The 22,021-nt window shown below is 69.1% G+C and carries 20 protein-coding genes and 1 pseudogene; 11 read left to right on the top strand and 10 right to left on the bottom strand.

Going from position 1 to position 22,021, the window contains the following annotated elements:
- A partial coding sequence (locus AA75_RS14845) for an Ig-like domain repeat protein (RefSeq protein WP_033820469.1) occupies positions 1-1,402 on the top strand: 1,402 nt, incomplete at its 5' end.
- A gap of 20 nt (positions 1,403-1,422) precedes the next feature.
- On the opposite strand, the gene tal is transcribed toward AA75_RS14845, so the two are convergent.
- A complete protein-coding gene (gene tal, locus AA75_RS14840; RefSeq protein ID WP_051812414.1) occupies positions 1,423-2,583 on the bottom strand; it encodes a transaldolase in 1,161 nt (386 codons plus the stop codon).
- A 410-nt stretch (positions 2,584-2,993) separates the two neighbouring features.
- On the opposite strand from tal, the gene AA75_RS14835 reads away from it, so the two are divergent.
- Together AA75_RS14835 and AA75_RS14830 are read left to right on the top strand one after the other, a co-directional pair.
- Positions 2,994-3,206, top strand: coding sequence for a DUF5999 family protein (locus AA75_RS14835; protein ID WP_033820468.1), 213 nt, complete (start codon positions 2,994-2,996; stop codon positions 3,204-3,206).
- Between the two features lie 445 nt (positions 3,207-3,651).
- Positions 3,652-4,167 carry an SsgA family sporulation/cell division regulator gene (locus AA75_RS14830; protein ID WP_051812412.1) on the top strand — a complete coding sequence of 172 codons (516 nt, stop codon included), beginning with the start codon at positions 3,652-3,654 and terminating at the stop codon, positions 4,165-4,167.
- Between the two features lie 12 nt (positions 4,168-4,179).
- Here AA75_RS14830 and AA75_RS14825 read toward each other — a convergent pair whose 3' ends face one another.
- Positions 4,180-4,764, bottom strand: a complete 585-nt coding sequence (locus AA75_RS14825; RefSeq protein ID WP_082526517.1) for a TetR/AcrR family transcriptional regulator — start codon at positions 4,762-4,764, stop codon at positions 4,180-4,182.
- A 270-nt stretch (positions 4,765-5,034) separates the two neighbouring features.
- On the opposite strand from AA75_RS14825, the gene AA75_RS14820 reads away from it, so the two are divergent.
- Positions 5,035-5,622 carry a TetR/AcrR family transcriptional regulator gene (locus AA75_RS14820; protein WP_158515502.1) on the top strand — a complete coding sequence of 196 codons (588 nt, stop codon included), beginning with the start codon at positions 5,035-5,037 and terminating at the stop codon, positions 5,620-5,622.
- Between the two features lie 60 nt (positions 5,623-5,682).
- Here the strand turns inward: AA75_RS14820 and AA75_RS49325 are convergent, their stop codons facing one another.
- From AA75_RS49325 to AA75_RS14805, 3 genes are all read right to left on the bottom strand, one after another.
- The gene (locus tag AA75_RS49325; RefSeq protein WP_158515501.1) at positions 5,683-6,072 is read right to left on the bottom strand and encodes a GNAT family N-acetyltransferase; all 390 of its coding nucleotides are present in this window, start codon (positions 6,070-6,072) and stop codon (positions 5,683-5,685) included.
- A 338-nt stretch (positions 6,073-6,410) separates the two neighbouring features.
- On the bottom strand, positions 6,411-6,722 hold the full coding sequence (locus tag AA75_RS14810; RefSeq protein ID WP_033820466.1) for a hypothetical protein: 312 nt from the start codon (positions 6,720-6,722) through the stop codon (positions 6,411-6,413).
- Positions 6,723-6,841: 119 nt separating this feature from the next.
- Positions 6,842-8,509, bottom strand: a complete 1,668-nt coding sequence (locus AA75_RS14805) for a hypothetical protein (protein ID WP_149038140.1) — start codon at positions 8,507-8,509, stop codon at positions 6,842-6,844.
- 548 nt (positions 8,510-9,057) lie between these two features.
- Between AA75_RS14805 and AA75_RS14800 the strand changes: the two genes are divergently transcribed.
- The gene (locus tag AA75_RS14800; protein WP_082526519.1) at positions 9,058-9,549 is read left to right on the top strand and encodes an ATP-binding protein; all 492 of its coding nucleotides are present in this window, start codon (positions 9,058-9,060) and stop codon (positions 9,547-9,549) included.
- Between the two features lie 211 nt (positions 9,550-9,760).
- Entirely contained in the window at positions 9,761-10,363 is a 603-nt protein-coding gene (locus AA75_RS14795; protein ID WP_149038139.1) for a hypothetical protein, read from the top strand.
- Between the two features lie 33 nt (positions 10,364-10,396).
- Here AA75_RS14795 and AA75_RS14790 read toward each other — a convergent pair whose 3' ends face one another.
- Positions 10,397-10,663 carry a DUF2218 domain-containing protein gene (locus AA75_RS14790; protein WP_033820463.1) on the bottom strand — a complete coding sequence of 89 codons (267 nt, stop codon included), beginning with the start codon at positions 10,661-10,663 and terminating at the stop codon, positions 10,397-10,399.
- Positions 10,664-11,814: 1,151 nt separating this feature from the next.
- Here AA75_RS14790 and AA75_RS14780 point away from each other — a divergent pair.
- Positions 11,815-12,720: a hypothetical protein gene (locus tag AA75_RS14780; RefSeq protein WP_149038138.1), complete on the top strand. Its 906-nt coding sequence runs from the start codon at positions 11,815-11,817 to the stop codon at positions 12,718-12,720.
- Positions 12,721-12,909: 189 nt separating this feature from the next.
- Here the strand turns inward: AA75_RS14780 and AA75_RS14775 are convergent, their stop codons facing one another.
- Complete coding sequence (locus AA75_RS14775; RefSeq protein WP_033820461.1) at positions 12,910-13,536, bottom strand: response regulator transcription factor; 627 nt, start codon at positions 13,534-13,536, stop codon at positions 12,910-12,912.
- 436 nt (positions 13,537-13,972) lie between these two features.
- On the opposite strand from AA75_RS14775, the gene AA75_RS14770 reads away from it, so the two are divergent.
- Both AA75_RS14770 and AA75_RS14765 read left to right on the top strand, forming a co-directional pair.
- Entirely contained in the window at positions 13,973-14,686 is a 714-nt protein-coding gene (locus AA75_RS14770) for a class E sortase (protein WP_033820460.1), read from the top strand.
- 284 nt (positions 14,687-14,970) lie between these two features.
- On the top strand, positions 14,971-17,814 hold the full coding sequence (locus AA75_RS14765) for an AAA family ATPase (RefSeq protein WP_082526515.1): 2,844 nt from the start codon (positions 14,971-14,973) through the stop codon (positions 17,812-17,814).
- A 112-nt stretch (positions 17,815-17,926) separates the two neighbouring features.
- Here the strand turns inward: AA75_RS14765 and AA75_RS14760 are convergent, their stop codons facing one another.
- Entirely contained in the window at positions 17,927-18,295 is a 369-nt protein-coding gene (locus AA75_RS14760) for a hypothetical protein (RefSeq protein ID WP_033820458.1), read from the bottom strand.
- Between the two features lie 341 nt (positions 18,296-18,636).
- Here AA75_RS14760 and AA75_RS14755 point away from each other — a divergent pair.
- A pseudogene (locus tag AA75_RS14755) lies at positions 18,637-18,861 on the top strand (cold-shock protein); the annotation flags it as partial.
- Between the two features lie 394 nt (positions 18,862-19,255).
- Positions 19,256-19,666 (top strand): hypothetical protein, encoded by a 411-nt coding sequence (locus AA75_RS45585; protein WP_149038137.1) that lies wholly within the window; start codon positions 19,256-19,258, stop codon positions 19,664-19,666.
- Here AA75_RS45585 and AA75_RS14750 read toward each other — a convergent pair.
- Positions 19,621-20,472, bottom strand: a complete 852-nt coding sequence (locus tag AA75_RS14750) for a hypothetical protein (RefSeq protein WP_149038136.1) — start codon at positions 20,470-20,472, stop codon at positions 19,621-19,623. The two genes, AA75_RS45585 and AA75_RS14750, sit on opposite strands and share 46 nt — an antisense overlap.
- A gap of 368 nt (positions 20,473-20,840) precedes the next feature.
- Positions 20,841-22,021: discoidin domain-containing protein (locus AA75_RS50875; RefSeq protein ID WP_033820456.1), on the bottom strand; the 1,181-nt coding region annotated here is incomplete at its 5' end.

The following is a 22,021-nucleotide window of genomic DNA, read 5'->3' as shown; positions in this document are numbered from 1 at the left end:
CGACGGATTCGGCCTCGCCCTCAAGAGCGACGGCACGGTCGTGGCGTGGGGCGACAACCGTTTCGGGCAGACCGCGGTCCCGGCGGGGTTGGGCGGTGTGGTCGCCGTCTCCGCCGGGGACGGGTTCGCCGTGGCGTTGGACAAGAGCGGGTCGGTCCGTGCCTGGGGCCGTGACGACCTCGGTCAGACCACGGTCCCGGACGGGCTGGGCGGGGTCACGGCCGTCTCGGCGGGCAGGGCCCATACGCTGGCTCTCGTCCAGTCGTACCGGATCACCACCGCGGCACTGCCCGGTGCGGTCACCGGTACGCCCTATGTGCGGACCGGTCTGGGTGTCTCGAACGGTGCGCCTCCCTTCGGCTGGGCCGTCACGTCGGGGGCGTTGCCCCCGGGGTTGTCCTTGAGCCCGAAGGGGGTGGTCACGGGGACGCCATCGCAGTCGGGGACGTTCAACGCCGTGCTGCGGACGACCGACGGCACGGGCCAGCGGGCGGACCGGATGTTCTCGGTCACGGTGCTGGAGGCGCTGGGGGCGCAGTTCTCGGCCCAGCTCCCTCCTGGGACCTTCCAGGCCGCGTACTCTTCCCCGACCAGCAACGCTCCGCACGGGGGTACGCCTCCCTACGCCTGGACGGTCGCCGGCGGCAGTCTTCCGGTCGGGCTCTCCCTGGATGCTGCGAGCGGGCGTCTGTCGGGGACGCCGCGGGCGGCGGGCGACTTCGTCTTCACGGTCCAGATCGCCGACCACTCCGGTCCGGGCCGGCCGGTGACGCCGCTCCGGCAGGAATTCCAGCTCGTCGTGCAGCCGGCGCCCTCTTCGATCGGGTTCACGTCCTCGCCCGCTCCTTCGGTGCCGGGGCAGTCGGTGACTTTCAAGGCCACCGTCCGTGGGGACGCGGGTGTCCCCACCGGTTCGGTGACCTTCACCGACGGGCAGACCCCGCTCGGCTCGGCGGTGGCGCTGGACGGTAGCGGGACCGCCAAGCTGGTGACCTCGGCGCTCATCCCGGGCGGCCATGCCGTGGTCGCCGTCTACAGCGGGGACGCCACGTACCAGCCGAGCACCAGCCCGGTCGTCACCCATACGGTCAACGGTGCGGCCACGCTCAGGGTGAGCCCGGCGGTCGGTTCCCCGGGGTCGGTGATCGCGGTTTCGGCGACCGGGCTGCCCCCCGGAGGCAATGTCAGCCTGGGGCTCGACGGCCCCGTGGGTCAGGCGGGGACGGCGACCGTGCGCAGTGACGGCACGCTCGACGTCCGGCTTGTGCTGCCGTCCGACATTCGGCCGGGACGTTTCGCCTTGACCGTGCGTGCCGTCTCCTCGTCGCAGGCTCTGAGCACCACGCCTTTCCTGGTTGTGTCCGGTTCCTCGGGCCCGCCCGATTTCGTGGCGCGGCACTGAGGGGGTTCCGTTTTCGGCTCTCAGCCGGGGAGCTGGTCGTGCCGGCCCACCGAGAGCTTGTCGAACTTCGTGTCATGGCCTGCGCGTCGTGCGAGCGCGCGGCTGGTGAAGCCGAGCAGCCAGCGCCAGGTGTGTTCGTGGGCTCCGATGTTCTCGTCCTCGAGCCGGCGGGCGGCGTCGGCGTAGGAGACGCCGGCGTCCGCGAGCCGGTCCAGGTCGTCCTGGGCCTGCGGGTAGGTGCCGTTGATGCTGTCGCCGACGACCAGGGCGTGGTCGGCCGCCGCCTCCAGGGTGGCGCGGGGCATGGTGCTGACGGTGCCGGCGGCCACGAGTTCGGTGATGTAGCGCGTGTCGGACGCGGCCGGGGCGTGCGTATCGGTCGACGACCACAGCGGGCGCTGTGCGTTGGCGCCGAGTGCCTCCAGCGCGCGCCATCGGGGTGTGGTGAGGGCCTCTTCGTGAAGGTGGTAGAAGAGGCGGGCCGCGGCGATGCCCGCCCGGCCTTTGAGTGTGCGGCCTGCGGGTCCTGCCGACCGTTCCAGTCTCCGGTCGATCTCCCCGTCGACCTCGGAGGCGGAGAAGGAGGCCACCGACTCGATCCCGGACAGGTCGATTCCGGCTGCTGCCGCTCTTTCCAGGCCTGCCATGTGGGCGTCCATGACGGCTCGGTAGCGCTCGGGCGAGAAGATCAGCGTGACGTGGACGCTGATGCCCATGGCGAGGAGTTCGGTGATGGCCGGGAGGCCGGCTTCGGTGGCCGGGGCCATGATGAACAGGTTCGGCCGTCCGACGAGCCAGGCCAGTTCCCCTGCCTCGGCGATGATGGTCGAGGTGTGCCGTGCCGAGCAGGGGTCGACCTCGATGGAGACGCGTCCGTCGTGTCCGTGGGTCGCGTCGAACACGGGACGCAGGATGTCCGCGGCCTCGCGTGCGTCGGTGGCGGCGAGGATGTGCAGTGCTTCGTCGGCGGTGACGCCCCGGTTCGAGAGTTCGGCGAGCTGCCGTCGGTAGCCGGCGCCTTTGACGCCTTGTCTGAGGACGGCCGAGCTGGTCGTGGCTCCCACCACGTGCCGGTGGTGGACGAGATCGTCGAGATCTCCCGAGGCGATGCGGTCCCTGGACACATCGTCCAGCCAGATGGCCACGCCTTCGTCGGTGAGACGTTGGAGGGTGTCCGTCATGTCGATACCTCTGCGTACTTCAAAATCACGGCCGTGCCCCGCTGGTGGGGGTCACGGCCTGGACTTGCTGATCCGTTCTCTGCGTGATTCGGTCCAGGGGCTTCGGGGTTCTCTCCGCTGCCGTCGACCTGTTGTCGTTGACTCCCAGCCTTGCCCGGACAGCGGGCGGCCCGGCTTCCCGATCGGGCAGCCACGGAGGCAGGCCCGGGGGTGGGGAGGCCTGATCGCCGTCCCCGCGTCGTCGTGCGGGACCGTTTCCGACGTGGCGGGACGTCTGTCCGGGAGCGATCGCCGGCCCGATGAGGGGGCCTTTCGTTCTCTCTGTCGCTCTTGCCCGCGCGGCATTCTGGAGTCTCCGAGGAACTTCTGTTCCGAGGACCGCCGTCGAGACGACAAGGAAAACGGTTCCGATGTGCACACACTCTCCCCGCTGCCCGTCCGCTGATGCGGCCGACCGTGATGCGGCCTCCCCCACGGCGTGCCACCCCGACCAGGGGTGGAGCCTTCTGTGCAACGGGGTGGTCGTGTTCGACGACCTCGGTGATCTGTTGCCCGGGGGGCAGGTCGTCTCCCCGCGCTACGAGCAGGCCGTCGCCCACGACGCCCGCCCGGGTGGCGCGTAGCCGCCCACATGCGGCGCCCGCACTCCGGGCAGGGGCTGAGGGGCAGCCGAACGGGCAGGACCGAGTGGCCGTTCCGCCCGGCCGGATCCGCCCGAAGGTGCTCGTGGTCCTGCGGGCCGGTGCGCGATAGTGGAGGAAGCCGGCCATCCGCTCACCGTCGAGCGAGATCACGCCACGCCGAAGGCCGAACCGGTCTTCGAGGTAACGGGGGGCTGAACCGACTGCCGAGAAGCCGCCGAGGCGGCCCGTCCAGGGCTGCCCGGCGGCCCGCTGGGGGTTCGGACCCGGCGGGGCGTCCCGAGGTTCCTGGCGTCGGCATCAATCGACCAGCTATGGTCTCTGAAAGAGACAGAACTGTCTGTCTTCTCTAGCTTATCAAATTTTTACCGCCTCGCCCTGAAGAGAATCCGGGTGCGAGATCCGGGCAGAGATGAAACGAGTGGAAATGAACGGCGCCATCCAGAATCGGGTTCCCATGATCCTCAGGGTCACGGACGACCTCGAGATCCCGCTGATGTCCGAGCTCAGCTACGACCCCGGCGACCCGCTCGCGGTCTCGATCACGTTCAACCTGTCACCGGATGAGGAAATCCCCTGGGTGTTCGCCCGTGAAGTCCTGCTCGAAGGCCTGACCAAGCCGAGCGGGCAGGGATACATCCACATACGCCCGGCCGGACGCCTCGGCACGCTGGGGGATGTCCACATCACCCTCTTCGGGCCGGCGGGCCCGGTCGAACTGGCGGCGCCGATACCGCCCCTGGTGGCCTTCCTCGACCGGTCCGACCAGACGGTGCCGATCGGGGAGGAAACCTCGATCATCGACGCGGCGATCGACTCGTTCGCCCACGCCCTGTTCGCTCCGCCCCGGGAGAGCGGTTTCCCCCCGGCGCCGGACCCCCTTCAACCGCAACAGGACACCACGGACGGGCCCCCCGGCCGCGCCTGGCGCAGGTGGCTCTGAACCGGCTCCGGCTCAGGAGTCTCCACCGACCAGGCTGTGGATGGTGTCGTGGAGAGTGAGCCGGACGGTCGAGGCGTCATCGAGGTACCCGGCCGTCTTGACCCCGTCGACGAGCATCATCAACACTCCGGCGACCGCGTCGGGGGTCGCATGGCCCATCTCGGCCAGGAGGTCCCGCAGCAGGGACTGCAACCACGCGCGGTTGACGGCGACGGCCTCACGGACCGGGTGGTCGGCCACCGGGAACTCGGCCGCGGCGTTCAGGAACGCACAGCCCCGGAAGCCGGGCGCGCAGGTGGAATCGCCGACGAGCTCGAAGATCCGCTGGAGCGCCTTCTGCGGAGGCAGGCCGATGAGCGCGGACTCGATGTACTCGCGCTGACGCCTGTCCTCCGCCTCCAGGTAGGCGACGACGAGGTCGTCCTTGGCCGCGAAGTGGCGGTAGAAGGTGGCCTTGGTCACGCCGGCCTCGCCGATGATCCTGTCCACGCCGACAGCCCGGATGCCCTCGGCGTAGAAGAGGCGGGTGGCTGCGTCGAGGAGACGGTCCCGCGGGGCCATTGCCTGCACGGCGGGATCCGACACCTTTCGAGTCATACTCACATCATTCATTGTGCTCTGTCACAGACCGGTCGTTCCCGCAAGGGTGCCCCATGACACGGCGGGTTGTCGCCTCGCGAGGGGCGGAACGTCAGAAGCATCACACTTAGGCCGACCTCACCCCCAAAGACTGCCCCTTCAGCTAACCGGGCCTCGGTACCCGCGCGGTACTTTCGCCAGGAGAGCGTCACGCTCGCCCCCTCCACTCCCGTCCACCCGATCATCAGGTGAGAGATGTCGACTCCTCCGTCCGAGACGCTACCCGGTGTGACCCCGAAGATGCCCGACGTACTCATCGAGGCTGCCGCAGACCTCTTCTACTGCAAAGGGGTGCGAGCCGTCGGCATGGACGAGATCGCGGCCCGGGCCCGGATCGGTATCGAGGAGCTCAACCGGATCTTCCCCACCAAGGACGACCTCGTGGTGGCCTACCTCCAGGACCTACACGGCCAGGTACGTGCGGGGTTGACCACGGTCATGGCCGGCCTGCCGCCCTACGAGGCCCTACAGGCACTGTTCGACGAGGTGGCCGACTACGTGTGCCGGCCGAGGTTCCACGGGTCTCCGCTCATCAACGCGGCCAACGAGTACGACGATCCGGCACACCCGGTACGGCAGGTGGTGGCCGATCACCGCTCGTGGTTCCTGCGGCTCCTGGAGGACCTGCTCTCCCGGCTCGACCCGCCCCGGCCCCGGGGGGTCGCGCAGGCACTCCTCATGCTCTACGACGGAGCGGTGGCCACGGGGTACCTCAGCAACCTCGACGCCACCCGCACCACTCTGCAGAACGCGATCACCACGCTGCTCGGTACGCACCCCGTTGCGGAGGAGGACACCCGGTCAGGACCGTCCTGACCGGAGCCCGGGACCCGGTCCGCGGCATCGCCCGCACCCGGGTGACGGTCCGACAAGACCTCACGCCCGACGCGTCGTCCGGCCGATCGGCCGTCTGGCGCCCATCACCACATACCCCCGGCCGCCGACCACCCCCGGTACGTCCGCGAACCCCAGGGACTCGTAGAAGACCCGCGCCCGGTCCGACGACGCCCGGCGGGTGAGTCCGACCCAGCGCTGCCGCACCGGGCGGCACAGCCGCTCGACCAGGCTCGTCCCTATACCCCGCCGCCAGCAGGACGGGACCACATGAAGCTCGAGGAGCCAGAACGGCCGACCGAGACCGTCGAAGCCCCCGATGTCCCTCAGCCCCTCCTCCATCTCGTCCGCCCAGGGCCAATCGGGGTCGAGAGGGGCACCGTAGGCGAACCCGACGAGCCGGCGGCCGGCGAACGCCCCGACCGCGCGCACCCGGGGCTCCGCGGCACGCCGGCCGATGAGACACCGACGTGACTCGGACTCCTCCTCCGACAGCGCGTTGGCCACCCGCTGAACGGCAACGGTCTGATCGAGCAGGGCCGAGAGGTCGAAAGACCCGTACCGGAGTTCCGCCGTCCGGACCGCGCCCGGCGGAGTTCCCCGGACGGGCTCCGCGGTGAACGTGAGAGGGATATCAGGCATCATTCCGCCGTCGGTCGGTTTCTCGCCAGCGCCGAACGCTCCTGGCGGTCTCCTGTCTACCTCGGCGAGGGACCGCAGCCAGTGCCCTGGAGGACATTCAGCGGGGAAAACAGCCGGTCCGTCCGGCGCTACAGCGTGTGGACTTCCCACCGACGCCGCCGCGACTGATAGACGATGATGTCGACTTCATCCACGTACGGCCCGTCACCGGGCTCGTAGAACCATTCGTAGGAGAGTCGGAACCGAAAGGCCCTGTCGCTCAGATCCCGGCATTTCTCCTCGCTCACCTCGACCCCGCAGATCTGCTCCCCCGGATCGAGGGTCTCGTGAGCGATACGGACGAGCTCCTTGACCGCCCATACCGGAACTGCATCGAACCCGTCCGAAGGGGACTTCTCCCCCGAGGACGCCGGGCTCACGGTCTCGTCAACAGAAATCACAGCACCCACCTGACTCCCGCCCCACCCTGTGCGGGGCGTCACCACGAACCTAAAGGGCCCGCGAGGCACGGACCGGACCTGCGGGGCAGACCTGCGGGCAGCAGACCCGCATGAGGCGGTCAGGTGGGATCGTCGGACAACTCGTCGATCATTACCTGTGCCAGCGCCTCGGAATTCCTCTCCTTAGCCACCACGGCCTGCCCTTTCGGCCATTCAGCAGCATCGTTCGGAAAGTTCCGACGGAGTTGATCGGACCAGTAGTAGACATTGCAAGCAGCCCCGTAAGCATCCTGCATGATTTCCAGATGAGACCTTATTTCGGAAGCTTCAGGAGGCTTCACCTCGAGCTGTCCGGAATTGATCAAATCCGCCAGATCGCTAAAGGCATCCGCCTTGCCCGCCACCCCCTCCGACATGCCGAGGTCGACGGCATGGGCCAGTCCCACCAGGCTCGCCTCCGATCTGCGCTCGACCCGAATATCGGTACCGCCGGATTCGACCACCTTATAGAGTTTCACATATTCACCCTCCGCACTTTCGATGAACTTGTTCAGCGCGACACCGAACTGCGCCATCCCGGTGCATGTGAAATATCGATCGGCACTAGTGATAAATTGCAAGAAGGATTTGGACTCCTGGATCAGGCCATCGCCGATGGCGAGCAGTGTCATCCCATCGCCACGCGCGGGGGCACCGGCCCGGGGTGGTGCCGGCGACCTTCGCGCCGATTCCCTTCTCTTTTCCTGAATCTCATCCCAGCGGTTCACCACGAGCGTCCATTGGGCGACGCAGGACTGGAGCGCCTCATGGTACTTGCGCCTGGGACCGGCCCCGACCGCGGAAGCTCGACCGACGTACGGAATACTCGCGAACTCAAAACCGGGCTCGACCACCTGCGGGGCGACTTCGGCACAGAGGCTGTACACCTTGTCCAGGTACTCACCGACCGCGGTGAACTCCTGGTCGGTCCACGAGCCGATATCCCCCGTCTCCAGCGCCCCGCCCACCCAGAGATACGGCCGTGCTTCGTCGCCGAAGCCTTCATCCACCCGGTTCGACAGCCGGCACACCACCGTGCACGCCATCCGGTAGAGATGCAGCGCCGTTCGATCCGACGGGTGCATACTCTCCAGCTGGCCGACCAGCTCCGCCAAGACTTCTGCATCCTTCCGCACAAGGCCCGCCAGACTCTCCATCCTCTTCGTATTGCCGGCCACGGACTTCGGGAGACCACCCCCGTGCATGCTGCCGGCGATCCGGCTCAATTCCGACTGGTAGGATTTCGCGGCCATGGCCACCCCACTGCAGACGGCGGCGGCCTCCCGCAGCCTCCTGCGCGGCACGACCACCTTGTTTTCCGTCCCTCCGACGAGCATTTCGGCCGCCGCACGCGCCTTCTCCTTGGCGGAAGGCCTGACGATCTTCTTTATCGCGACAACATCGTCATAGAATTCGCCACTGCTCACCATGCGATCGACCCGGCGGATCGCAACCCCCCTCCTGCTGATGTCGCCCGGCCCGGGATTCTTGGATCTTTGCTTCATCGCACGGAATGCGCAGTAGACGTTCCATATTTCCTTGGCGTCCTCTTCTCCACCGACCGCCATTCGATTGACCACCAGGGCGCACCAGGTACTGTTCCGCTTCTTCCACCACTCCTTGCCGCTCCGCGGCGTTTCATCCCCTACGAGCCCCTTGAGCCTTTCGAGTGAAATTGGGCCACCCGGGCCGCGATAGAGCCAGGGGAAATTCCTCTTCAGCGACTTTTCGCGTTCATCATCGCGCATTGCGCCACCTCCTCACCGTCGCATCCGGAAACCGTCTGCCGACACGCCACGCGGCAGATATATTTTAAGCCGCCCCCGAGACGATTTCTATCGACCACCGGGCAGGCTGCCGACGTTGACACGTGCCCTTTCGTCTGCACCGAACGCCCGGCGCAATATCGACCAGAAACGCAATTGTTTCTCACCGAAGCGCACGGGTGGCAGGCCCGTGCGGCGGCCCTGGACGAAGCTGTCCCGGCTCGGTGGTCACCCCGGGTCCCCTGGGGGGCACCCCAGGGGACCCGGGGTGAGCCGGAGGGCAGGGCCCGCGCCCCGGGAAAACGCGCCCCTGGGGACCCGGGGACGGCGGCTGCACCAGGGAAGGAGCGGACCCTGGGGTCGGGGTCGGGGGGGTTCCCCGGGATGGCAGGGGCCCCAGGGGGCCAGGGGTTAGGGGCCCTGGGGACGAGGCTAGGGACAATCCCCGATGTTCACGCCGCCCCCCTCCCGTAGAACTGAATTAGCAAGCAGGACCAAATGAAAGCCTTCTCCCTCCGGACGTGATCGTCATGGACGCCACTCTCACCACCACCACCGCTGAGCCTCTGACCCACGGGTCGGGCACTCCGGCGGACACCGTGCCCGACTCCCCGTGCACCGCTGTTCAGGTGGCCGCGCTTCCGTGCCTCTGGGTTCTGCCGCACCTGCCGGAGTCGGCCGGTACCGCCCGCCGGATCGCACGTCATGCGCTGTCCGAGTGGGGTGTCGGGGAGGACGCCGCGGACCAGGTGCTGCTGGTCGTCTCCGAGCTGGTCACGAACGCCGTCGAGCACGCGCTGCCCCCCGTGGCACTGCGCGTGGACGTCCCCGACGAGGGGATGGTGCACGTGGAGGTCGCGGACGGCGGCCCGGCGGAGCAGGAGGGTGAGTGGATCACCAGCTGCGCACCCGACGAGCACGGACGCGGCAGCGGCATCATCGACTTCCTGGCGGCCTCCCACGGCTGCTGCACCCGTGCCGGGCGTTCCACCCACTGGGCGGACATGCCCACCGCGGCCTAGACCCGGGACGCGGCGCGGCCGACTCGAGGCCGTCGGAGAAGTGGGACGCTTGCTAGGTGGGGTGACCGGGGGGGGAGGGGTGGGGCAGGAGGGAATGTCCTGTGGAGCGCAACCGGGCGCTCAACGGCCGTGAATGGAGATACCGATGCCTGGGACAGAGGGGTTTCGGGGGCGAGGGGGAACAGCTGCGGACTATCTCCGCGTCGTGCGGGTGGCAGGACTTGAGACGGTCGCTCACGCGGTCTCCTTCCGGGCCGCCTTCGTCGAGGCCTCGGCCGGTGTCACCGAGGGCGACCACGATGCCGCCGTCCGACGGGCCCGTCGCCATCATCTGCGGTTCGTGGAGCTCCTCGACGTTCAGATCGGGCGGGCGAGGGAGGTCTGTGCCGGGATCGGCGACGGGCAGCCCGGCAGCGACCGGAACACCCCGCGACGGGTGGCAGGAGCTGTGGGCCGGCTGGCGCGGCTCATCGACGGAGGCCATCCGGAGCCCACCTGCTCGTCCCGGCTCCCTTCGCGGCCCGGGGCGGCCGACGTCGGTGCGGACGTGGCGGGCGTCTCCCGGGTGCTCCTGGAACGGCTCATGGTCGCGTACTCGCACGCGGTCAAGGCGGTCGACCAGGCCAACGCCCTGTGCGCTCTGGTCGATGCGTACTGGCCCGGCACGGGCCCTGCGCCGTGGAGGGCCCGACGTGCGGCCGGAAGTCTGCGGGTCAGCCGAGAGATGATGGCGCAGTTCGACGAGACAAATCGGGCGGCCGGTCCGACGTCGGTGCCCTCACGGGTCGGGCGGGCGATGAGCCCGGTGGGCTGACCCGCCCATGACGGCTTGCGATGCGTCGCGCCGTCAGATCCAGTGGACGGTGAGCACGTCCTCGCCGGCGAGGAGGATCAGTCGGCTGGCGACCAGGTACTCCAGCCGGCTGAGGGTCTCCGGGTTGCCGGCAGTCACCCGAAGGTGCAGAACCCCGGGTCTCGCCCACACCTCGACCGTACCGTCGAGGGCCGGTACGAAGTCGACGCTGCCCCACGTCGTGTCCCAGTCGGCGTCGTACCCCCGGCCGAGGCTGCCGATCAGGCGCCGGCCGTAGTCGCCGGCCGCATCGGTCGTCACCGTCGCCTCGCTGCTGGGCCGTGGCGCAGGGGTACGTCCGCCCATCTCGCAGACCTCACACGATCCCCGGGGCCGGCAGCGGTGGTCCTCCGCCACACCGGTGAGGCAGGAGCGGTGGATCAGATGCCCGCAGGCCAGAACGGCAATCCCCTCGTGCTCCTCCCAAAAATTCCCTCCATTTCGCACATGGTGATTCACAGGAGCACTCCTTTTCAACTTCAGAGCGGGACCCGAGGATCACGCACAGTGTGCATCGGCAGACAAAATACGCTGCTACGAACGGTATCGTCCGGCATCGGGCCCGCCTGTTCCCGTTCGGGCATTGATCAGGTCGTTTCCAGGCTTCCCGTTGAGGCATTGCGGGAGGTGGTGGACGGACCCGTTGATCCGGTTGAACCAACGAGCCAGGTGCTGCCCGGCCTGTCAGGGCAGGGCTGCCGAGCGGACCGGATCCGTTGCCTCATCCGGCAGCCATCTCTCCCACGGGCATTGATCGGGCTTGTGGTGCGCTAGCGTTGCATTTCCCAAAATCGCTCTCACACACCGCCCGTCGCCTCTCGACGGGCGGTTCGGGGGTTCGGAGGTAAAGCAGGATGGACAAGCCTTCGAAGCCGGGCCGCCCCAGACTACGATCATCGTTCGAAGGAATAGGGCTGCTCGGGGCCGCCGTCCTTCTCGTACTGCCCGGGACTGCTGCCTTCGCCGACTCCGAATCCCCCGATCCCGCTGCCTCGGTTTCCGCCTCGGCGGAGTCGTCGGAGGCCGCCTCGCCCGCTGCGGACGGTGCGGCACGGACGCCGTCGCCGACGGAGGCCCCGCAGGCCGAGGTGCCCTCCGAGGCACCGTCCGAGGCGCCGTCCGCCGAAAGTCCGGTCCTGGAGCCGAGCGCCGCGCCGGAGTCGAGCGCAGCGCCGGAAGCCACCGTGGAAGGCACGGCCGGCGCGGGGACCGCCTCCTCCTCTCCCGAGGCCACGGACCCGGCACCGTCCGCGGCCGTGGCGGACCCGGCAGTGCCGTCCCCTTCCGACCCTTCCGGGTCTTCGGCCCCGCCGTCACCGGCGGTGGCCGCATCGTCCGATCCCGCCGCCCAGCCGACGCCGAGCGCTTCGGCCCTCGCCCCACAGCTCCCGTCCGCCGCACCGGTGGTCTCGATGTCACCGTTCGCCTCGCCGAGCGTCACCCTCACCGGATTCACGCCGTCCCCGGCGGCCGCGCTGGGCGGGAGTTCCTCCGCAGGAACGCCGTACGGGTCGTCATCGACCGCGGTGATGCAGCCGATCAGTCGCGGTGCGGTCCTCCGGCGTGCCCAGCAGTGGGTACTGGAGGGCGTCCCGTACAGCCAGAGCGCCTGGTGGACGGACGCCCTGGGGACGTACCGGCAGGACTGCTCCGGGTACATGTCCATGGCCTGGCACCTCGACCAGCGGGTGAACTTCTGGACCGGGAACCTGGCCGTGGTGTCGCACCCGATCCAGGTGAGCGAGTTGCAGCCCGGTGACATCCTGCTGTCCTCCGGCCACACCGTGCTGTTCGCGGGGTGGAGCAACTCGGCCCACACGGCCTTCAACATGTACGAGGAGTCCCATCCGGGGACACGGGCCCACTTCGTCAAGGGCGCCTCTTACCTGTACTACGCGGTGGGCGGCTTCGTGCCCTACCGGTACAACCTCATCCAGGACGGCGGATCGCTGACGGAGGCCTCGTCCTCCGAAGCCGGCGCCGGTCCGCTCCCGTCGTCCGCCGCGCTCCCGCCGGGAGCCGTGACCGTGACTTCCCCGCTCCTGGCGGCCGGCAGCGTCCCGGCCACTCTCCCCGAGCCTCCGGCCATCGCCTGGACGGACGGCGGTGGCACCGTCACGGGCCCCGACGAGGCGACGGTGACGGCCTCGACGGGCGACCCGGGGCTGGTGTCGGCCAAGAGCTCGTCCTCCGACGGCACCACGGTCGCGATGATCGGCACGGCGTGCGCCGCGATTCTGACTGCCGGCGCTCTGCGGCTGCTGTGGCGGACCCGGCAGGGGCGGCCCCCGGCCCGCAGGAGGACGCCGGGCGCATGACCGACTGCCCGGTGTGACGCCCGGGACGGTGGTCACCGGGACGAGTACCGGGCCGGTCACCCGACGCGTTGCGCGTCGGTCCCCCGGAACCGAGGCGGAGGGGGAGGCCACGGCCGAGCGCCCGGACCGGGTCGCGGACCCGCCGGGCGCTCGTGCGCGGACTTCTGGGACGAAACCTCGAAGCGGTGCTCAGATCAGCCCCTCGCGGAGGGCGTAGGCCACCGCCTGGGAACGGTTCTTGAGCTGGAAGCGGCTGGTGATGTCGTGGAGAACGTTCTTGACCGTCCGCTCCGAGTAACAGAGCTTCTCGGCGATCTCCCGGGTGTCGAAACCGTCCGCGACCAGCCGCAGGACCTCGACCTCCCGGCTGGAGAGGCCCGTCAGATGCATGTCCATCGGGGACAGCACCTGCCGCTGCAGACGCCCCACCTGCTGCAGGAGCCGTCCCAGCAGGTCCGGCGGAAGAGTGCCCTCGCCCGCGGCCGTGCTGACGATGAGTTGGGCGAGCCGAGGTGCGGTCGCCTCCGAACGCCGGACGACTGCGCACACGCCCACCTCCACGACGTTCAGCAGCCCCGCCTCGTCGAGTGAGCCGATCACCAGAATGATCCGGCGGCAACCTCGCCGACTGAGGCTGCGCAGTGCGCGCATGGTCTCGTCGGTCAGGGTGTCCGTTGCCTGGATGACGACGGTGTGCTCGTCCACTTCGTCGGCACTGGCCAGGCAGACCTCCGGCCGGGGCCGTAGGGCGGCCTCCAGACCTGACTGGGATATGGGGTCGGCGGCCTGCACGAACACGGGAATCCTGGTGATCATCAAACTGCTCCTAGCTGATCGGCCCACTGCGCGGCAACGGCCGAAGACACTTCCACTGTCATCTGGGCGCTCTCACCGCTTCGATCCTTACCGCCGAGTCCTTCGCCGAGCTCTGCCCTCTCTGCGGTACTGCAAGCATGGCAATTCACCCACCCCCTGCGCCCCAGGGAAACTCCCTAGGCGATCCCCTGGGAGTGCGGCCGACTTTGGGGCAGGGTCCACCAGGTGGTCGTCGGTCCGAGGGGCTGCCCCGGCGGCTTCGGCCCGTCCCTGCAACGGTCCTCGCGGCTGCCCGGGCGGTCTCGGGCTGAGTGCGCATCACGGCCCGTCGCCGAAGGCACCACCCTGACCGGGACTACCCTCGACGCATCGGGCGGCGACGGCCCGGCCGCCGATCGGCCGCCTCCTGCTGGGATCGCCATTCGGAGTGTTGCCCATGCCGTCCGGCCACCGACCGACCGCCGTCGTCCGCGGAGCCCTGTCGGTTCTCGGCGAGCTGCTCCTCACCTTCGGCCTGGTGCTCGGACTGTTCGCGGCCTACGAACTGTGGTGGACCGACGTCCTCGCCGACCGCCACGAGGCGAAGGCCCAGCAGGAGCTGCTACGGACCTGGCAGGCCCCGCCGGACGCGAGCACCCCGGGCACGGGCGTCGCCCCCGCGTACGACGTGGGCGGCGCCCTGGGGATCCTGCACGTTCCCGCGCTGGGACGGGGGTACTCCGTCCTGGTCAAGGAGGGGACGAGCACCGCTGTGCTGAACCAGGGGGTCGCGGGCCACTACACGTCGCCCCCGTCCGCACTGCCTTGGGACGCTTCGGGGAACTTCGCCCTCGCCGCGCACCGGGACGGTCACGGCGCCAAGTTCCACAACATCGACAAGATCGGTGCGGGCGACGCCATCGTCTTCGAGACCAGGACCGAGTGGTACGTGTACCGGGTCGACAACACCTTGCCGAAGACGTCCAAGGACAACGTCGGTGCGATCACCCCGGTCCCGGCCGGCTCCGGTTACACGACGCCCGGGCACTACATCACCCTCACCAGCTGTACCCCGGTGTTCACCTCGCTGTACCGCATCGTGGTCTGGGGCCACCTGACGGAGACCGTCCCGGTGGACCAGCAGCGCACACCGCCGGCGGCCCTGCGCTGAACTCCCTGGGGGTACCCCAGGGGAGTCGACTAGGGCCAGTCCCTGGGGCCAGAGACAGGTCGGCGAACGCAGGATGGGGGTATCGGACAACCCTGGCCGGTCCTACGGGAGCCGGGACCCAGCTGAAAGGCCGGAGCCATGACCACGACCATGCAGCGCGTACGAGTGCAGCAGACCCGTACCCCGCGGCGGGAACAGCCCCCGCTGGACCTGCGCACGCCGAAGGGCCGTCAACTCCCCTACTGAAGAGGGGAACGGGAACCTGGCTCAGCGAGGCCGGCACCATGAGTGATTCCCTGTTCACCGGCGGTGATGACCCACTGGGCGGTACACCGCCTTCCGTCGGCCGCGCCGGTTGGCGCGGCGGCTTCGTGGGGCGGACGGACGAGTTGGCGGCGATCGAGCGCTGTCGCGCGGCGGCGGTCGCGGGGGTGCCCTGGGTGGTGGTGGTGGAGGGCCCGTCCGGGATAGGGAAGACGGCCCTGGCCCGCCGTGCTCTGGAGGATCGCGGCGACGGTCTGCAGGTCTGCTGGGCTTCGTGCGACGCGACCGAGAAGGATCTTCCGTACGCCGCTCTCGATCAGTTGCTGCGTCGTATGCCCTGCGATGTCCCGGGGCTGCGGGAACTGCTGCGTGAGCTGACGCCTGACGCCTCGCCGCTGGCCGTGGGCACGGACCTGCTTCCGCTTCTCGCGGTTGCAGCCGACAGTGCACCGCTGGCCCTGGTGCTGGACGACGTCTCCTGGGCCGACGATCACAGCCGTCAGGCACTCGCTTTCAGCCTGCGCCGGTTGTGGAGCGAGCCCGTCCTCATCATCGCCACCGTGCGGACCGGTGGGGCACTGGGGCCTCCGGTCGACGGTGAGCACGACTGGCGGAGCCTTTGGAAGGGTGTCCAGCACCTGTTGCCTCTGCATCTGGGTGGTCTCACCGAGCAGGACGCCGGCGGCCTCGCCCGCGAGGCGGGTGCCCCCGAGCTGAGCCGGGCCGCGCTGCGGCGTCTGCAGGAACGGACCGGTGGGCACCCTCTGCACCTGCGCACCCTCCTGTCCGAGGTTCCGCCTCCCGCGCTGATGGACCTGTCCCATCCGCTGCCCGTCCCCTCCTCGCTGGAGTCCGTCATCGGGCAGACCTTGCGCAGGCTCCCCCACGATGCGCGGCGGCTTGCGGAGGCGCTCGCGGTGCTGGACCTCCCTGCTCCGCTCACCACCGCCGGAGATCTGGCCGGGCTCACGGACCCGACTTCGGCCCTGGCTCCGCTGCTCACAGCCGGGCTGGTCGAGTGGGATCCCCTGCAGCCCACCGCGCCGGTGCGGATCCGCCACCGGCTCCAGCGGGACGCGGTCTACCACGCCATCAGTCCTTCCCGCCGCAGCTCGCTGCACTCCGCCGCCGTCACCTTGGTGGCTCCGGATGCGGCGTGGAGCCACCGGGTGGCCGCCACCACTCGTACCGATCCCGGCCTTGCCGCCCGGCTGGATGCGGAGGCCGATCGTCAGGCCGCCCATGGGCTTCCCGGTCGCGCGGCCACTCTGCTGTTGTGGGCCGCGGACCTGTCGACCAGTCGTGACCAGAGCGAGCAGCGTCTGCTGGCCGCCGTCATGCATCTGCTCACCGGTCAGCTCCACGGCCGCGCCGCGGCTCTGCGGAGGGCCGTGGAGGGTTGTGCCTCTTCTCCTCGCCGGGATGTGATCCTGGGGAGTTGTGCATGCCACGTCGGAGACCTCGACACCGCGGAGCATCACCTCACGCGGGCGGCGGCCACGGCCACCGACCCGGCCACCGCCGCGGTAGCCGATCTCTCGCTCGGTGTCACCCGCATTCTGCGGGGCGACGGAGTGGGCGCCGCCGCCGTTCTGCGGCCGATGGTCGATCAGGAATGTTCCACGGTGTTCGCCCGGGACGCTCTCGGGATGCTGGCGTTCGCCGTCGGTCACACCGACGGGCCGGTGGCCGGGCTGGACGTCCTCGCGCCGGCCCGGCTTCCCGCCGCCGCGGCGGTGGTCCCCCGCACCGAGAGCCACTGTCTGCTCTACCGCGGCATCCTGCGTGTCCTGGCCGGGCAGTTGCGGGCCGGCGGCGACGATCTCACCACTCTCGTCACGCGGCAGCACTCCGCGGGTGACGTCTCGGTCGAGCCCACGCCGTCGGCCTACGCGGGGCTCGCCCACTACTTCACGGGGCGTTGGGAGGAGGCCGTCACCAGGGCGGAGGCCGCCGTGCTCACCGCCGACACCGACGGTTCACCGTGGGGGCTGTCGATGGGTCACGCCGCCGCCGCCCTCAGCTACGCGCAGCAGGGCCACCGGAAGCAGGCCGAGTCCCATCTCGCGTCCTGTCGGCAGCACGCGACCGTCTTTCCGTGGCTGAACTCGCTCCACCCACCGGTGATCGCCGCGACGCTGGCCCAGGCCAGGGGGGACCGTCCGGCGATGATCCGTGCTCTGAGGGCGGTCGAGGATCCCGGTGTCACGGCCCCCGGGTTGCTCACGGTCGGGCCGCTGCTGTGGGCTCCGTTGCTCGTCGATGCGTTCACCGCGGGCGCCGATCCTGCTCCCGGCGACGTCGAGCGCGCCGGGGACGCTCTCGCCCGGATCGACCGACTCGTCGTGCACGCGCCGGGCCTGGCGCTCACCTCGCACTGGCTCCACGGCAGGATCGCCGTGGCGACCGGGGATGTTCCCGCCGCCCTCGCCGAGTACCATGCCGCGGACCGGTGTACCGCGTCGGACGACGACATCCCGCTTCACCGCGCTTTCCTCCACCACGACTTCGCGCGGCTGCTGCTCTCCGCGGCGGGTTCCCGCAATCGCCGTGACGCCGCCTCGCATCTCGAGCAGGCCCACCGTCTCTTCAGGGTCCTCGGGGCCACGCCGTATCTGGAGCGGGTCGCCCGCGACCTCGCCGACCTCGGTGCCACCGACGGCGACGGTCCCGGCCGTCGACTGCCGGACCTCACGGAACGCGAGCACGCCGTCGCCCGTCTCGCCGCTCAGGGCTTGACCAATCAGGAGATCGCCCGGCAGCTCTTCCTCAGTCCCAAGACCGTCGAGTACCACCTGGGCCACGTCTTCACCAAGCTGAGCCTCAGTACCCGTCGGCAGCTCCGTACCCTGCTCCGGCCGTAAGCACTGACGCCGGTTCCGGTCCCATCGAGCGTCGGCCGGCGGCCGCCGGATGATCCGGTCATCAGGCGATGCTGGTGACCGGGTCCGGCGGCCGCACGGTGCACTGTCGGGATCAATCGGTTTCCAGCTCGGGCCACCTCTCCAGGCTGAACCTGGCGTCGAGTTCGTCGAGCGGCATTCTCAGGACTGTGCCGCTGAGTTCCTGGCAGATGGCGGAATGCCCGTGCAGGAGGGTGTAGTCGATCTCGTTGATCTGAAGCTGCTCGGGGTCGTCCTTGTCATCGCTGATCCGGCTCCAGACCTGCCCGGGAGCGGCGACGACGTAAACGCACCCGTTGGCGTAGGCACTGCACGCCACGGACAGGGCGGCCCGGTCGGGCAGCAGGTCCTGGTCGCGCAGGCGTGCGCGGTAGGCGTTGATCAACCGGGCTGCACGGAGCCCCCCGACCACGCGGTCGATTCGAGAAATCATCGCGACCACCCCCACGGTTGTCCGGTCGGAATACGGCAGTACTCGAAAGGCATAGGATCACACCCCTGGGAATGCCGGCGAACCGGACGTGAACTTTCTTCTGGAAAAGCTTTGTAGCCTCGATTATCGATCGGCCAGACACCCTCCGGCTTCGTCCGGCGACGCACCGCGGAGTCCCTGAATCACCGGACCGAGGGATGCCCGATCGGCCATCGCCTGAGCGGCACTCTCCTGGTCAAGTGGAGTCAGCCGTCGCCAGATCTACCTCGATGCGACGGCCGGCTAGCATGCGGGACCTATGGGCGACGTGAGACTAGGCCGAGGTCCAGCCGTCACCTGAGGAGCAGAAATTGTCTGACCCGAACAGCCAGAAGGACGTCCACGGAACGGTGAAGTGGTTCAACGCCGAGAAGGGATTCGGATTCATCACTCCAGATGGCCAGGAGCGCGATGTATTCGTTCACTACTCCGCGATCGTGGGTTTCGGCTACCGCTCCTTGGAGGAAGGCGAGGCGGTCATCTTCGATGTTTCCCAGGGCCCCAAGGGACCGCAGGCCGCGGACGTGCGGAAGGTGCACGACGATACGCAGAACGACCACCGCACCCCTCATCGGCCGACGAGCCGGCGCCCTGCTCAGCGCTGACGGCTGATACGCGGGAGCCCCCGGAGGCCGAGCGAGCCCGCACTGCGCGGCCGCCCGGCTTCCGGCGCCGGTTCCCCTTTCTCCGCCTCGGGCGTTCAGGTTCGAGGCGGCGCGGCCGCCCGAGGCCTACCGACCCCGGGCGGCCCGAGCACGGAACGCCGCAGGTCCATCAGCGGGATTCTTGCGGTACGACCCGGTCTTTCGGCACTCTGCACATCTGACGCACGGCACGATCCGAGCCGTGTGGCAGCCTGAGGAAATGCGGACCAGCCCCGCCGGGAACGCCGGTCGATGCCGAGACACGAACTAGCAGCACTATCAACTGGTGGAAGACCTCATGCTGGGAATAGAGATCGCTCTTCGTCAGGCCCTGAACTCACAGTGCCGGTACAAGATGGGCGCGGTACTGGCGTCAGGCAGCCGGATTTTCGCCGCAGCCCCCAACAAGCGCCGGAACTCTCCCACGATCGACTTCCGGCACAGTACCTTCCACGCCGAGGAAGCGGTGGTCAGGAAAGTCAGGAGGACCTCGGGCCGGGAGATCTACGTCGCCCGGGTCGACGCATCCGCCCACCCGGCACTGGCGCGGCCGTGCCGCCGTTGCCTCACCATGCTGGCCAGGGCCGGCATCGTCCGGGCCTACTACACCGTCAGCTCGGACACCATCGGTGTCGCTGTCCCGCCGCGGGGTTATTGCCAGCCCCATGAGGACGCTCTGCTGTCCTGGTCCTTCTGACCCCGGCCACAGACGCCGCGCCCACGACCGCCCTGCGGGGTGATCGTGGGCGCGGCGTCGACGCAGCCGGAGGAGCAGTCATCGTCCTCAGCGGGAACCGCAACCGCCGGAGCCGGGCTGGCGCGCGATCCGTGCGCCGTGCCGGTGGGGCGGCGGGAGACGTGTCGGGGCCGCCGGCAGAGGGGCTCGCGCGGGATGCCGGGCTTCCGGCGAGCGCCCGCCGCACCACGCTCGGCCGGCTTGTCCGGCGGCCGCCGCAGATGCCAGGAACCGACGGTCCTGCGGGTACGGCCGGCAAGCCGATCGGGCCTACGACGCTGCACCGACGGGGTCTCGGCGACGAGATGCTCCTCCGTCCCGACGCCATCGGCCAGTGGGAACCACGCGACCAACGCGTAGCCACAGAGCTCCGGTACCGATTCGACGGTCAGCGTGGCGGACCGCTCGGCCGCCCCTCGCAACCCGGGTTCGGTCAGCCCGGCGGGTGTCACCCAGCCACTGTCCTGGACCTGGTGGACGGACAGCGCCATACCGTCACTCCGCAACGCCAGCGCGAGGCGGAGGGGGCCGGTGGCGTGGCGGACAGCGTGGAGAAGCACACCCGAGAGCAACTCCGTCGGGTCCTCGCACAACCGGTCGATCTGCCAGATCACCAACTGCCGGCGAACCACGTCGCACACCGCGTCCACCGCACCCGCAGGATCCGGCACGTGCCACGTCAACGCCACGCCGAGGACACCACACATCGGCGGCAACGGCCAGATCATGTCCCGATCACTACGCGCGTTACGGGTGTCGTCATTCATGGCAGGCGATCCAATCAGGCGCGTTCGGAACTGCCGATTCCAGCTGTCGACGGTCAGGACGGGGTTGATCTCGATGCCGGTTGCGGGTCTATCGCCACCCCCGCCTGAGATTCAGCCGGCGCGTTCAACGGCGACTGTTCGAAGGTGACCACGGGCATCGGCACACCTCGATACTCCCAGCCGGGCCGCCGTTTCCGTCCCCCCGGGGAGCGGGCATGGAGGCATCTCACGGCGGACGAAAGGGCACCGCGGACCGGACGAAGCGGGCAGCGCCCCGGGCGGCGCAGGGTATCGGGAGGCTGCGCCGACCCCCGACACGACGATCCCGCCCCGGCCGCGCCGCCGGGGCGATCATGGACGGACCGACGCTACTTCCTGGTGAAGAGCTCCACCTCGCTAAGCGCCACGTTCTTCCCGTCGAGTCCGGGGATCTTGTCGGTCACATATATCCGCACCCAGGTGACCCCATGAGCATTGGGGATCTTTATCTGCTGTTCTTTGCGCTGATCCTTGAGGGTGACATCTGCAGACTTGTCGTTGGAGAAGACGAGATGCAGCTTCACAGGTCGACCGACTGCATCGAAGTTCGCGCTATCACCGTTGTGGATGAGGGCCGCGTCCAGGTTCACCGGGTTCGGGAAGGTCAACATCAGATACGGATCGGTTGCCGACTGGGGGTACGTCCAGGCGGTGGCCTCGTTCCCGTCGACGGCCAGCTTGGGCGGACCGTCCGGGACGTCCGGGCTCGATGTCGCCCCGGTGGCCGCGACCGGCTCGTAGTCCGGGTGAATGCGGTAGTTGATCTGCTTCTCCTTCGCCGTGACCTGACCGTTCACCCAGGTCCGCAGCGGCGGGTAGAGGCTGTAGACGATGCCGAGCAACAGCAGGGTCAGGCCGAGAATCCACCGCAGTGGGCGGAGGATTCTGGAGAGTTCCGGCATCCGCACGCCGGTCTTCACTCCTGGTTGTCCCGGCCTGCCCCCGGCCTTGAGCGTCCGGGGCTTGGGCAGGATGCGCCTCCACCACGGGTCCTTGACCAGGTGGGCGGTGGCGAGTGAAGTCCCGCAACGACTGCAGAACTTCCGGGCCGGGGGGTTGCCCTCCCCGCATTCGCCGCAGATGCGGTCTCCGGGGTTGAGTCTCCGGTTGGCCTTGGTACGCGTGACCGCATGTCGACGCTTCTTCGGGGCTTGAGGAGCGACAGGCACCGGTTGGGTGGAGGTCTCCGGCTCGGGAGCAGCCGATCGCTGCCCCGGCCGCGGCGGAAGCTGGGGGCCGGGGCCTGACGTCCGGGGCGCAACCGGAACTACGAGAGCTTCGGCAGCGGTACGAGAGGGCTTCTGGAGTGAGGGTTTTCCGTCCTTGGCCTCAAGGTCCAGGTCGTCATCCTCGTCGTCGTCCTCGTCGTCATCTAGGTCGAAGTCGAAGTCGTCGTCGTCATCGTCGTCCTCGTCCTCCTCGTCATCGTCATCGTCATCGTCATCAAGGTCGAAGTCGAAGTCGTCGTCATCGTCCTCCTCGTCCTCCTCGTCCTCCTCGTCCTCCTCGT

The organism is Kitasatospora sp. MBT63 (assembly GCF_000710465.2).
Taxonomy (GTDB): Bacteria; Actinomycetota; Actinomycetes; order Streptomycetales; family Streptomycetaceae; genus Kitasatospora.
This window is presented reverse-complemented; position numbering and strand designations above follow the sequence as displayed.